This window comes from Blautia sp. BIOML-A1, from assembly GCF_009883055.1.
In the GTDB taxonomy this organism is placed as follows: Bacteria; Bacillota; Clostridia; order Lachnospirales; family Lachnospiraceae; genus Blautia_A.
On the sequence record NZ_WWVR01000056.1, the window covers coordinates 1 to 12,835 of the forward strand.

Consider the following 12,835-nt stretch of genomic DNA (forward strand, 5'->3'; position numbering starts at 1 on the left):
GATATCCGGCTCTTTCACCGGTAGAAAATACACACATTCCATGCATGGCAAAATCAATCCCCAGAAATTTTTCTGCCTGTCTTTTTTCTGCTGTTTGGTTCTCACAGCAAAATAACAGACTTGCAAAATATTTTCCGGATGGTTCCCGGCTGACTGTTACAGATTTCAGTTTCCATTTTTCTGATATCGGACGGTGAAGCTTTATCCTGATGGCTGTCATCTTAGGCAGTTTCAAATATTTTCCTTCCAGAAAGATATTTCCATTCACTACGTTTGTTGTATAAGATTTCCTTGATGACTTCTTTGATTTGAAGCGTGGAAATCCTGCGGATGGTTCACGAAAGAACTTACAGAAAGCACTTTCCAGATGCATCTGTACATTTGCCAGTGCTAATGAATCCACCTCTTTCAGCCAGGGATATTCTTTCTTATAGCTGGCTGGTGTATTCCTTAACATCTTCTTTTCTTTTTTATAATGTTCTATCTTATCTGCAAGCATACAGTTATAGATAAATCGACTGCAGCCGATTGTTTTTTCTATCTGCACACGTTGTTCTGCATTTGGATAGATTCTTATTTTTACTGCCCGGTTTATTTTCCTCACCTCGTATATGTTGATAAATAATTTCAATCATTGCTTTTGAACATTTTGTTCTTTTGTTATAATACAAANTCTTTTCATGACACAGTGCAACCCGTTTCTTCTGTTTTTCATAATTCCGACTGCCTCTCTGGCATCTGGACAGTTTCCGCTGTTCCCGTGCAAGCTTTTTCTCTGTATTCCGGTAGAACATCGGATATCCGGCTCTTTCACCGGTAGAAAATACACACATCCCATGCATGGCAAAATCAATCCCCAGAAATTTTTCTGCCGGTCTTTTTTCTACTGTTTGGTTTTCACAGCAAAATAACAGACTTGCAAAATATTTTCCGGATGGTTCCCGGCTGACTGTTACAGATTTCAGTTTCCATTTTTCTGATATCGGACGGTGAAGCTTTATCCTGATGGCTGTCATCTTAGGCAGTTTCAAATATTTTCCTTCCAGAAAGATATTTCCATTCACTACGTTTGTTGTATAAGATTTCCTTGATGACTTCTTTGATTTGAAGCGTGGAAATCCTGCGGATGGTTCACGAAAGAACTTACAGAAAGCACTTTCCAGATGCATCTGTACATTTGCCAGTGCTAATGAATCCACCTCTTTCAGCCAGGGATATTCTTTCTTATAGCTGGCTGGTGTATTCCTTAACATCTTCTTTTCTTTTTTATAATGTTCTATCTTATCTGCAAGCATACAGTTATAGATAAATCGACTGCAGCCGATTGTTTTTTCTATCTGCACACGTTGTTCTGCATTTGGATAGATTCTTATTTTTACTGCCCGGTTTATTTTCCTCACCTCGTATATGTTGATAAATAATTTCAATCATTGCTTTTGAACATTTTGTTCCTTTTTATTATAATACAAGCCCGCTACCAGAACAAGTGTTTCTTCTCTTTATTTACAAGATTCTTTTGAGCATTTATGCTCAGCTCCACAATTCATCTCACTACCTGAAGAGGTAGGAGAATTCTTGCTAAGCTTTGTTAAANACATCGGATATCCGGCTCTTTCACCGGTAGAAAATACACACATCCCATGCATGGCAAAATCAATCCCCAGAAATTTTTCTGCCGGTCTTTTTTCTACTGTTTGGTTTTCACAGCAAAATAACAGACTTGCAAAATATTTTCCGGATGGTTCCCGGCTGACTGTTACAGATTTCAGTTTCCATTTTTCTGATATCGGACGGTGAAGCTTTATCCTGATGGCTGTCATCTTAGGCAGTTTCAAATATTTTCCTTCCAGAAAGATATTTCCATTCACTACGTTTGTTGTATAAGATTTCCTTGATGACTTCTTTGATTTGAAGCGTGGAAATCCTGCGGATGGTTCACGAAAGAACTTACAGAAAGCACTTTCCAGATGCATCTGTACATTTGCCAGTGCTAATGAATCCACCTCTTTCAGCCAGGGATATTCTTTCTTATAGCTGGCTGGTGTATTCCTTAACATCTTCTTTTCTTTTTTATAATGTTCTATCTTATCTGCAAGCATACAGTTATAGATAAATCGACTGCAGCCGATTGTTTTTTCTATCTGCACACGTTGTTCTGCATTTGGATAGATTCTTATTTTTACTGCCCGGTTTATTTTCCTCACCTCTTATTTCTATATGTTGATAAATGATTTCAATCATTGCTTTTGAACATTTTGTTCCTTTTTATTATAATACAAACCCGCTACCAGAACAAGCGTTTCTTCTCTTTATTTACAAGATTCTTTTGAGCATTTATGCTCAGAGCCACAATTCATCTCACTACCTGAAGAGGTAGGAGAATTCTTGCTAAGCTTTGTTAAACGATCTAATCGCATAATCTCTCTCTGTCATTATCAAAATCTCCTTTTTTCGTATTGAATCGTCTTTCTCTGACGTTCTACACTCCCATCCCTGTGATTTTGACGGAAGCTCAATAAGAATTATTCTTGAGCAGAGCCACATCTGCATGGACAATATAGTGGGTATATTGTTTCATGAACATAGATGTAATGCCCTTATATGTCAATCTGAAAAGAGCAAAAGGGAAAGGTCAGCTCTTCCGCAGATCCCATTTTCTTTCTTAAATCTTTACGCACTCTTGCGCTCCATAAACCATTTATCAAATTCATAATATAAATGGCATTCCTTACCATCTACCATTACTGTATACATGATTCCAGTACCACCTGCCTTACGACTCGCACATCGTTCTTTTGATTTTACTTTATCAATGATGTACTTCGTTCCATCTTCCCAGATAAATTCTACGGGCATCATAACACCATCAGTACTAAATTTTACGGTTACTTCAACATATACTTTATAATTTTCCAAAGAACTTACCTCCCATTAAAATATCCTACTGGATGTACCGTGTGGAATTTTTGTGCATCCAAACTTGATAAGACTTTATCCTGATACATAAATGCTCTCTGGACACTGTGATAACCAAACCGTCGTCTGATTTCATCTACTGCTCTGTCTAACTTCTCCTGTTTTTCTCGACGTTGTTCATTCATAAACAAATCTAACTGCACCGGTACTGTTCCCATTACCAGATCATCAGCACGAATGCCAAGGCTTCTGATCGGACGTGACCAATGATAATTTTCCTTGAATGAAAAGCCTAATCCCCCAGCTATGCTGGGGGATTAGGCTTTTCATTTAAAATTTTATTAAACCGACTAAAGACTCCATAGTTTGTGTGTTTGACTTACTGTTTATATCTATCTTCTCCTAAATATTTTTCTAGTCATTGCAATATAAAATTGCTTATACAGTCTCTCCCTTAAGAGTCCTGGTATTTTGGATAATATACAGAGCGACCGATATGACCATCATTATAGCGCACAAACCAATCAACAGATCTGATACCATCGGTGTAATGTGGAACCATATAATATGCACCGCTGCAGTTCCATATAATAAAAAGGTTACTATCTTTCCATGCCAGTCTGCACCATGTACTTTTCCTGTCTTTCGTATCACAAGACATCCACTGACTACCATATACAGCTCCTTACCTGCCATTATTACGATTAAAAGAAGCACATGCGGAAAACGAGTAAACAGACAGATTAACATCGCTGCCAGTGTCAGCTTATCAGCCACCGGATCAAGTATTTTTCCTAAATTACTAATCCTATGGAATCTTCTTGCGATATATCCATCAGCAAGATCCGTAAGACCAGACAGCAATAAGATTTCACCAGCTAACAGAGGATTTTTCTTTACACAATAACTCCATATAATTACCGGAATCAGACAAAGCCGAAAAAAAGAAAGAAGATTAGGAACCGTAATAATTCTATTCAAATTTTCTTCCTGATTCACTTCACTCTGCATGTACGGTCACCTCACTTTCCTTTTTTTTAGACATAAACCAATAAAATATAACACAAAATGCTAAAGCAAACACAACACCAAAAACATTTTGAATCACTCTAAGACTAACCGCTCCTTGTAGTCCATAAGTCTCTGCAGCAATGGCTAAAGCACCAAATGTGTTAAATACTGCCTGCCAGCCATATTGTGCTGAAAATCCTACACCAATTCCACCAAGAATTCCTATATATGCATAGATTGACGAAGGAAGCAGAAAATATAATACTGTAAAACATATAACACCTGCAATATTTCCGACAATCCTTTTACGGATTCTGTAGTGCATATCTTCCATAAACGGCAAAATCGTGGACATGGCCGCAATACCAGCCCACATTGCACGTGGCATATTACAAAGTTCTGCAATGCAAAGGACAATCGGTACGCATAAAATCTGACATATCTGCCATTTTGTTCTGGAAGAAGTGATATCAAATTCTTGTATCAGATCTTTCAGATTTCTTTTATAAGTTCTGTTTTTATGATTTCGATAAAATACGAAGCAGGTAAGTGCTGCACCTAAAGCCATTCCGACTAATCGCATCTGATAGCTTTTTCCCGTAACATCATAACCATATAGCAGCAGATACCCAAGAACCAATGTAGATTGATTAAACATGAATGGATTATGGCATCCGAACAGAATCAACACAGCCAGTGCCGCAATATTTAACAGCATTCCCAATACCGGTGAAAACTGATTTGCTAAATGCGGACATACAGTCATAATTACAAAGAACAAAGCCAAAAGCATCGTAGATTGTCCGGTGTGGATCCCCAGATCAGCATTTCTAAACACCATGAGACATAATAAGACTACTACACCTACAATGCTGTTCTCATTTCCAAATAGGATGCTGAAAATACTAACAAAGAAAAAACAAAATGCCATTGTAACAGCTATCTTCACCAGATATACCCACATATGATATAATTTTTCTTTTAGTGTTTCACTCTTTTTCAACAGGTTTTTAGAACCTGTCTGATTTAACTGCAACTCCTGATAAAATGTCATATAAATCCTCCCATCTTCTAATTTATCTTAAAACTATATAATCTCATCTTTCTGCTTTGGCAGCTCTATAACAAATCTGCATCCACCATATTCACGGTTTTCTGCTTTGATTGTTCCTCCGGCACTATCTACAATCCGTTTTACAAGTGCAAGACCTAGGCCATTTCCTTCTGCTTTATGAGATCCATCTACCTGATAGAACTTGTCAAATATTCTGGATTTTACATCATCCTCTATTCCTGGTCCTTCATCTTCCAGAATGAACTTAACAGAATCCTGTTCTTGTTTCAGAAACATCGTAATTGTCCCCTTTGAAGGGCTGAACTTAATCGCATTATCCAAAAGATTTATCCAGATATGCATAAAAAGTCCTTCATTCCCAGTATATTTAACTTCCTCCAATTCTACCTGAAAACCAATTTCTTTTTCTGTCCATTTTGTTTCCAATGAAAGAAATGCCTGGCGGATCTGTTCATCCAGACGATATTCTGTTTTTTTCATTGGTATATTCTGATTCTCTAACTTGGATAACAGCAAAATATTACCAACCAATCCGGAAAGTCTTTGGGTGTTAAATAAGATTTTTTCTACATATTCCTCTTGATCCGGAGACAGTTCTTCTCCCTGAAGCAGCATTGTATATCCTTCAATGGCATTAATCGGGGTCTTAAACTCATGAGAAACATTAGATACAAAATCCATCTGCAGCACCTCTGTTGCACGAAGTTCTTTTGTCATAACATTAAAACTTTGATAAGATTCTCCAACTTCTGCTATACGGCTGTTCGTTTCCAAATGCTGTTCAAAATCTCCCTGAGAAACTTCCTTCATTGCTTTACTAAGTCTGGTAATTGGTTCCAGTAACTTTGCATTGATAAAGGAAGTGATCAGCCCTGCAATCAATGTATTGAAAATCAAAAGCCAGCCAAGCACAGGTATGCTGCCCGGCAGATTAAAAAAATGATTCAAAAAAGCAAATAATAAAGCAGATATGACTGTTGAAAATACAAGTGCCAGCCAGATTGCACCAGTCAGACAGGATCGGATCCGCAATCCTTTTTCTTTCTTTTGTTCCATTATTTTTTCACCACCTTGTATCCAATTCCACGCATTGTTACGATTTCAAAATCAGGGTTATCTTTAAAACGCTCTCTGATTCTTCCTATATGTACCTCTATCGTATGTGGGTCTGCCTCCGTCTCGTATCCCCATACTTCATCCATCAACTGTTGTTTTGTAAATGTTCTGCCTGGCGAAGCTGCAAGCTTATATAAAAGCAGGAATTCTTTTTTAGGCAAAACAAGACTTTCCTTATCAGTTGTAACTGTCATTGCATCATAATCAAACTCTGTTGAACCGATCACAATTTTGTGTTCATTCAGTATCTGTGCACGGCGAAGCAGTGCTCCGACTCTTAAAACCATTTCATTCACATTTACCGGTTTTACCATATAATCGTCACTTCCCGAAAGAAATCCCTGGCGCATATCATCAAAGGAACCTTTCGCAGTGATCATAAGCACTGGTATCTGATATCCTGCTGAACGAAGTTCTGACACCAGTTCATAGCCATCCATAACCGGCATCATAATATCAGAAATGATCAGATCAATATATTCCTTATCCAATACTTCTAATGCCTGTGCTCCATCCGATGCACTTTTGACTTGATATCCATTCTTCTCAAGCACTTTTTGGAATAGCTGGCTTAATTCTTTATCATCTTCTACAATCAATATTTGAAACACGTTTTCCTTCCTCCTTATTAAAACAGATACCTTGCCCATCCAAGCAGATGCTGTACCAAAAATATTTTTCTCTGACGTTTCTTTGTTAATTCGATTGGCTCTACATGATATGGATCATTATAAGTTCCGCCTTCTAATATCTGGCGGGACACTTTTTCATATTCCATCATGCCCTCTTCCAACTGTTTATTAATATCTTTACTGCGAATTACAAGCATCAGTTCCGTATCCAGATATGCACTTCTCATGTCCATATTAAAGGAACCGATTACAGACAGATCATCGTCAATGAGAATACTTTTTCCGTGGTATGAATAACCGCCTTCATATTCCCAGATATTAATTCCTGTACTTAAGATTCTATTTCTGTTTTTCGCATAATCGGCAGCCCCAAATGGATTCCCATTATTCGCAACTGAATTTGTCATGATAGAAAAATCTGAAACGTTCTCTGCAATCTCCTCCCATGTATTATACATCATATCATTACAGATAATATATGGCGTGTGGATCTTCACACGATTTTTTGCATTTTTCATCAATTCTCCCAACTGATACCACACTACTGGTTCTTTGGAACCTGTGTGAATAGGATTTGACACTAATGTAATCTTTTCTGTCTCAAAAGTTTCGTCCGTATAATCGGTCTCGCAGATTCTTTCCTTATTCTCTTCAAAATATTTCTGATAGCTGTTCTGCAGCTCTAAAACTGCGTTCTTTACAGATTTTCTATTTGCCAGTTTTTTATTGTTATGAAAATAACCACTGTCTTCCTGATTCCATATGGTTTCAAAATACTCTGACAACTGGTTAACTGAATTTTCTTTCTCAGGTTCATCGCAAACCACTAACACGTCTCTGTCATAGTTTTTATGTCCCGGAAAATCACCCAGAAAATAATTGTATGTATTTCTTCCCCCAAGAATATATCTCTTTCCATCTGCAATCAAATATTTATCATGCATTCTACCCATCATTTTCCACGGTTTCAACGGATTGGCCTTATTATACAGTTTAATTTCAACATTCTCATGGGAAGATAATCCATAGAAATACGGATTTCCTTCCATATCAATCCAGCTCTCCATTCCATCTACTAACAGACGAATATGTACACCTCTGTCTGCCGCATCATGCAGTGCTCCTAAAATCAATTTTCCACTTTCATCGGATTGAAATGCAAAAGTAGAAAGAATAATTTCCTTTTTTGCATTCTTGATCAAACGCACTCTTTGTAAAAGCGCTTCTGGATTCTTTTCTATGATTACTGCCCGTTCTGTATTTTCACTGCATTCGTTCCATGACCCATTTTTTGTTTCTTTTTTGGTTGTATTGGACACTTCCGGCTGCTTTTTATATGCAACGCAGATTCCGAGCAATTCATAAAAAGCCACACATAAAAAAATTGCCAGTATAACAAGAAGGATTTTACATATTTTATGCTTTTTCATTGTACATCACCTGATTCCTTTTTATTTCATACTTATACAATACAAAGTCAATCTCAATTTAACCTCAACAAAATTTATTTTTCATAAAAAAATATGACCGGCTTCTTTTTAAAGAAACAGTCATATTTTTATTCTAATATATGAAGGAGCTTTTCTTACTCCGTTGTATTAATCACTATCCATGCAAAATCTTCTTTGTACAACAGACTGTTAGATATAGCAAAAACGGCCTTTCAAAAACAGTTAACTTCTAAATCAACTGTTTTTTGAAAGGTCGTTTCATCAGATTCTTATAGCAATCCAGCAAATAATCTCATAAATAATTGTCCCAGTCGCAAATATGCACTTCGTCCGGTTTGATATTGGTCTGTCACATCACGACATTCTCCCATCGTTCTTATCAGATCATTTTTTATTTCCACAACTGTCTGACAATCTGCCATAAAACAGCCGTTTTCAAAATGGTGATATAAACTTCGATAATCCAGATTAATTGTTCCACAAGTTGCTATACAGTCATCTGCCACACTCATTTTTGCATGACAGAAACCAGGAGTCCACTCATAAACACGAACACCATGTTTAACTAATCCATGATAAAAAGAACGAGTTATATTATAAATGAATTTTTTATCAGGGATACCAGGTGTGATAATTCTTACGTCTACCCCTCGCTTAGCAGCCAGACATAACGCATGCGTCATTTCATCTGTTATGATTAGATATGGAGTCATAAACCAACAATATTTTTCAGCTTTATTTATCATACTGATATAAACTTCTTCTCCTACTTGCTCATTATCCATAGGGCTGTCTGCATAAGGTTGAACAAACCCAGTTTGCTGTGCCGCATAATCATAGTGGAAAAGGTATTTACTAAAATCAGAATCATTAGCATCCTTATCACTTACTGCATTCCACATTTCCAAAAATGTCACCGTAAGCGACTGAACAGCATCTCCTTCTAAACGAATACCTGTATCTTTCCACTGTCCATACGGGTGTGTGTAATTAAAATATTCGTTTGCTAGATTATATCCACCTGTAAATCCGACTTTTCCATCAATAACTGTTATTTTTCTATGATCACGATTGTTCAAAAACAGATTTAAACCTGGCATAAACGGATTGAATACACGGCAATGAATTCCTATTGCCTCCATCTTTTTCACAAAATCTGTGTTAATAAAGCCTATAGAACCCATATCATCGTAGAATACTCTAACTTCCACACCTGCTTTTACTCGCTCTTCCAGAACATCTTGAATCTTATGCCATGCTTCAGCGTCTTCTATCGCATGATATTCCATAAAGATAAACTTCTGTGCTTTCTCCAAATCCTTAAGCTGTGCCTCTAATCCTTTCACTGCTTCATCAAAATACACAATATCCGTATTCTGATAGATTGGATACTGCGAATTTCTTTGTATGTAACTTGCTATATTTCCTGCTTTCGGAATTGTTTCTTTTATTTTGCTCAAACACTCCTGACTGTCCGGAAGCATTGGTAACAATTTGCTATCAATTTCTGCATATCGCTCACGCATTTTATGTGTGCCACCATTCAAACCAATCAACAAATACAGGCCTACACCCATAATTGGGAAAACTAGAATTAAGATGATCCAAGGCATTTTCATAGAGGATGTCTTATTTGATGCGTACAATCCCAAAACCAAGATCCCACTCAAAATCCTTGTAAATAAATTTATGATTTCTGCATATTCATTCAAGCGTGTTACGATAGTAATAATAAAAATCACTTCCAGAAGAATGCAGATTATGGAAAAACACAGCCGTTTTACCCCATTTTTTGTTTTTGCTTTGCCCTCTAAAGTATCTTGTTTCATATATATTCCACCTTCCTACTTGCTCAGTTTTCTCCCTAAATTTCGTGGAACATACCAATTTTGTCTTTTATTCTCTGCATTTCATTATCTGCTTCAATGATAGCTCTTGCAGAATGAAGTAATTCTTCACTTATCTCATCATAGCCAGGCATTTCTTCAATTCCTTTTTTATAGCGAAGTTGATGTTCCAATGTTGCCCAGAAATCCATACCATTGGTTCGAATCTGTAATTCTACACGCATAGGTGTTTTACCCTTAGCAAAAAATACTGGTATTTCAACAATCATATGATAGCTTCGATAACCATTCGATTTTGGATTTTTTATATAATCTTTTATTTCAATAACTTTAATATCATCCTGTTGGGTAATCAAATCTGATATCATATAAATATCGTCAATAAACGCACAAACTATTCGAACGCCTGCTACATCATTGAGATATGTCTGTATATTTTCTGTTGTAAATTCATATCCCATCTTCTGCAATTTATCGTAAATACTATTGGGCTGCTTAATTCTTGTTTTTATAAAAGAAATAGGATTTCGATTGTTCTCAACTGAAAATTCATCATCCAAAACCTCAAGTTTAGTTTGTATCTCCCTAATAGCACAACGATACATCATCATTAAATTATAAAATTTTGTAGCATTATTGAAAAACTGTAGTGATTCCGGACTGTTCATCCTGAGTTTTTTTACTTCATCTTTTGTCATGGAACTTTCCTTTCTACCTCATCCCTGATTTCAAAACATTATTTATTTTGATAGTTGATTCGTTCTCCTTGAATTACTGGATAACAAATCATTTTATCACTATCCAGATTTTCTACATGCATATCTACTGCACTGATCTGATGGTTTTCATAAGTATTGTAATAATAAATACCTTTTGTAACATTACAACACGACGTATACAATGTGATTTCATATTTTCCATCCGCTACTTCGCAACATCCTCGTTGCTGATCCACAGATCCGAGAATGTGGAAGAATTGGCTAACGCTTTCTTCCTCTGATTCACCTGAAATTGCATTTACCTTTGTAAAAGCTACACGTACAAAGCGTGAGGAAGATGAGAGATCTCCCGGAAGACCTAATCCTCCCATACCTCTACTATATGCATCAAGAGCCAAATTTTCGCAGAAAGTATTTCTGGGCTGTTTAGGAGATAAATACATATAATTATTTAGTTGAAACATCTGCTGTGGAAATGGCGGATTATTCGTAAGCACTCCTACTGGATTGTCATAAATATGCAAACCATCTGACATAGATTCTACCGTAATTGACTCATTCTCATCAGAAATGATCCAGTGTAATTGTGCTAATGGTAATTGCTCGCTGAAAGGAGTATTAACAATATTAATTCGTTCAAGAAGCTCGCGAACTTCAACTAAAGAAGAACACTGACTTAAAATCCACGGAATAAATTCAAACTGTGCAATATTTTCCACATCTGGCTTAAGCGCAGCATAAACAGCATTTCCGACAAAATTCAGTCCTGCCATTGCCACTCCTTTTTCATTCATAGCATCATAATACAAAGGATAATCCTCTGCAACATGAGCCATTCCAATAATTGCATAATGATTTTTCATATCGCCAACATGGCGAAAATTAAACGCATAATTACGTGGTGTAATTACTATCTGATCACCATAAGAGAATTCATAATCGAGGGTTCGTCCAAAGTAAAAATCTTTTGTTTTATAAGTTGCTGCTGTACACATGATCGTTTATCCTCCTAAATAGATTGAAATATGTCAATGAGTTTTTTCTTGAACAATATTATAGCACAATTCTTTTATTTTGTTCCAACTTCATACATGATCATAACATGTAAACTTTAAACTATTTTCCTAGATTATTTCTCCATCAGTTTTTCAAACCAGGTATTCATAGCTAGGATGAATTGACCTACGTCTGGCAATTCTTGCAGCATTTCGTTTAGGGTTTTGTGCTTCACATATTTCTGCACATACACCCAACAGGCAACGCTACTGGCTTCTGATACACTGTCAGCTATGGTTTTGCGCATAAGCTCTTCAAATTCAGCAATTTCTTCTTTCGGAACAACATCATACAGTGTTGGTGCCTGATGACTTATTTTTACTCCATTTTCATTTGCATCTTTAATCAGATTCTTAACTTTTTCTCTTGAATCCTCCAGTACTTTCATGTACTCCCACATAAATGCTACCACATCGGACGGTGTGTCTTTTTTTAGTGGTGGTAACTGAATATAATCATTGTTTTCGCTCATTTTCATATCCTCCTCACGATATAATAAAATCAATAATACGTTCTCTTGTCATGTCCAGTACAGTATCTACAACCACTCCTGCAAACAGGATCAGATACAGAATTACACTCAGCGAAAACAGGAATGCAACCTGTACCCAATCATGGTAACAGTATGCAGTCGCTATAATCAACAAAGTGAATATAAATCCAAGGATCCCTCTGACAACCGCATATGTCTGTACTGTCATCTTCACTGCCAGGCCAATTACAAAAAGGATCAGCCATACCGGCAGTAATAATATCTTCCCAGCAAGTTTTAAAATAAACATGTGCACCTCCTATCTTACCAGTCCTGGCATATCATGGTTCACCTCTGCCTGATAATACCCGTTCATCGTTGACGGTGCATTAAACAGGGCTGCTAATAAATATTTCTTGATGTTCTTCACCTTTGTGGTGTTACCACTCATACAGTGTAATACATACTCGATATGTGAATAGGTCAGCATCAGAAATTTTTTCTTCACCAGTGATGCCGGATACCAGTTGCTGGCAATCA

At 36.6% G+C, this 12,835-nt stretch carries 15 protein-coding genes; all 15 read right to left on the minus strand.

Annotated features, from left to right (window positions below):
• A partial coding sequence (locus GT674_RS15950; RefSeq protein ID WP_330585628.1) for an RNA-guided endonuclease InsQ/TnpB family protein occupies positions 1-547 on the minus strand: 547 nt, incomplete at its 3' end.
• Positions 504-1,400 (minus strand): RNA-guided endonuclease TnpB family protein, encoded by an 897-nt coding sequence (locus tag GT674_RS15955; RefSeq protein WP_330585629.1) that lies wholly within the window; start codon positions 1,398-1,400, stop codon positions 504-506. The genes GT674_RS15950 and GT674_RS15955, both read right to left, overlap by 44 nt.
• 99 nt (positions 1,401-1,499) lie before the next feature.
• Positions 1,500-2,204 carry an RNA-guided endonuclease TnpB family protein gene (locus GT674_RS15960; protein ID WP_192926061.1) on the minus strand — a complete coding sequence of 235 codons (705 nt, stop codon included), beginning with the start codon at positions 2,202-2,204 and terminating at the stop codon, positions 1,500-1,502.
• A 466-nt stretch (positions 2,205-2,670) separates the two neighbouring features.
• Positions 2,671-2,916, minus strand: a complete 246-nt coding sequence (locus tag GT674_RS15965) for a hypothetical protein (protein ID WP_330585630.1) — start codon at positions 2,914-2,916, stop codon at positions 2,671-2,673.
• A 438-nt stretch (positions 2,917-3,354) separates the two neighbouring features.
• On the minus strand, positions 3,355-3,927 hold the full coding sequence (locus GT674_RS15970; RefSeq protein ID WP_161286579.1) for a CDP-alcohol phosphatidyltransferase family protein: 573 nt from the start codon (positions 3,925-3,927) through the stop codon (positions 3,355-3,357).
• Complete coding sequence (locus GT674_RS15975) at positions 3,917-4,981, minus strand: FUSC family protein (protein WP_161286581.1); 1,065 nt, start codon at positions 4,979-4,981, stop codon at positions 3,917-3,919. Before GT674_RS15975 ends, GT674_RS15970 begins: the two co-directional genes overlap by 11 nt.
• A gap of 33 nt (positions 4,982-5,014) precedes the next feature.
• The gene (locus GT674_RS15980; protein ID WP_005347239.1) at positions 5,015-6,058 is read right to left on the minus strand and encodes a HAMP domain-containing sensor histidine kinase; all 1,044 of its coding nucleotides are present in this window, start codon (positions 6,056-6,058) and stop codon (positions 5,015-5,017) included.
• The gene (locus GT674_RS15985) at positions 6,058-6,768 is read right to left on the minus strand and encodes a response regulator transcription factor (protein WP_003693048.1); all 711 of its coding nucleotides are present in this window, start codon (positions 6,766-6,768) and stop codon (positions 6,058-6,060) included. Before GT674_RS15985 ends, GT674_RS15980 begins: the two co-directional genes overlap by 1 nt.
• On the minus strand, positions 6,747-8,180 hold the full coding sequence (locus GT674_RS15990; protein WP_055053946.1) for a phospholipase D family protein: 1,434 nt from the start codon (positions 8,178-8,180) through the stop codon (positions 6,747-6,749). The genes GT674_RS15985 and GT674_RS15990 overlap by 22 nt, the downstream gene beginning before the upstream one ends.
• Before the next feature lie 290 nt (positions 8,181-8,470).
• Positions 8,471-10,030 (minus strand): cardiolipin synthase, encoded by a 1,560-nt coding sequence (gene cls, locus GT674_RS15995; RefSeq protein WP_161286583.1) that lies wholly within the window; start codon positions 10,028-10,030, stop codon positions 8,471-8,473.
• A gap of 35 nt (positions 10,031-10,065) precedes the next feature.
• Entirely contained in the window at positions 10,066-10,746 is a 681-nt protein-coding gene (locus GT674_RS16000) for a GTP pyrophosphokinase (RefSeq protein WP_161286584.1), read from the minus strand.
• Between the two features lie 38 nt (positions 10,747-10,784).
• On the minus strand, positions 10,785-11,762 hold the full coding sequence (bsh, locus tag GT674_RS16005; RefSeq protein WP_161286586.1) for a choloylglycine hydrolase: 978 nt from the start codon (positions 11,760-11,762) through the stop codon (positions 10,785-10,787).
• Positions 11,763-11,896: 134 nt separating this feature from the next.
• The gene (locus GT674_RS16010; RefSeq protein WP_161286588.1) at positions 11,897-12,301 is read right to left on the minus strand and encodes a hypothetical protein; all 405 of its coding nucleotides are present in this window, start codon (positions 12,299-12,301) and stop codon (positions 11,897-11,899) included.
• A 7-nt stretch (positions 12,302-12,308) separates the two neighbouring features.
• The gene (locus tag GT674_RS16015; RefSeq protein WP_161286590.1) at positions 12,309-12,605 is read right to left on the minus strand and encodes a hypothetical protein; all 297 of its coding nucleotides are present in this window, start codon (positions 12,603-12,605) and stop codon (positions 12,309-12,311) included.
• A 9-nt stretch (positions 12,606-12,614) separates the two neighbouring features.
• Positions 12,615-12,835, minus strand: a 221-nt coding sequence (locus GT674_RS16020) for a DUF6017 domain-containing protein (RefSeq protein WP_243149167.1), incomplete at its 5' end; no start/stop codon positions are given.

Coding starts and splice junctions, on each gene's coding strand:
- GT674_RS15970 (WP_161286579.1), bottom strand. CDS start 3,927: ATGCAGAGTGAAGTGAATCAGGAAGAAAATTTGAATAGAATTATTACG.
- GT674_RS15975 (WP_161286581.1), bottom strand. CDS start 4,981: ATGACATTTTATCAGGAGTTGCAGTTAAATCAGACAGGTTCTAAAAAC.
- GT674_RS15980 (WP_005347239.1), bottom strand. CDS start 6,058: ATGGAACAAAAGAAAGAAAAAGGATTGCGGATCCGATCCTGTCTGACT.
- GT674_RS15985 (WP_003693048.1), bottom strand. CDS start 6,768: ATGGGCAAGGTATCTGTTTTAATAAGGAGGAAGGAAAACGTGTTTCAA.
- GT674_RS15990 (WP_055053946.1), bottom strand. CDS start 8,180: ATGAAAAAGCATAAAATATGTAAAATCCTTCTTGTTATACTGGCAATT.
- cls (WP_161286583.1), bottom strand. CDS start 10,030: ATGAAACAAGATACTTTAGAGGGCAAAGCAAAAACAAAAAATGGGGTA.
- GT674_RS16000 (WP_161286584.1), bottom strand. CDS start 10,746: ATGACAAAAGATGAAGTAAAAAAACTCAGGATGAACAGTCCGGAATCA.
- bsh (WP_161286586.1), bottom strand. CDS start 11,762: ATGTGTACAGCAGCAACTTATAAAACAAAAGATTTTTACTTTGGACGA.
- GT674_RS16010 (WP_161286588.1), bottom strand. CDS start 12,301: ATGAAAATGAGCGAAAACAATGATTATATTCAGTTACCACCACTAAAA.
- GT674_RS16015 (WP_161286590.1), bottom strand. CDS start 12,605: ATGTTTATTTTAAAACTTGCTGGGAAGATATTATTACTGCCGGTATGG.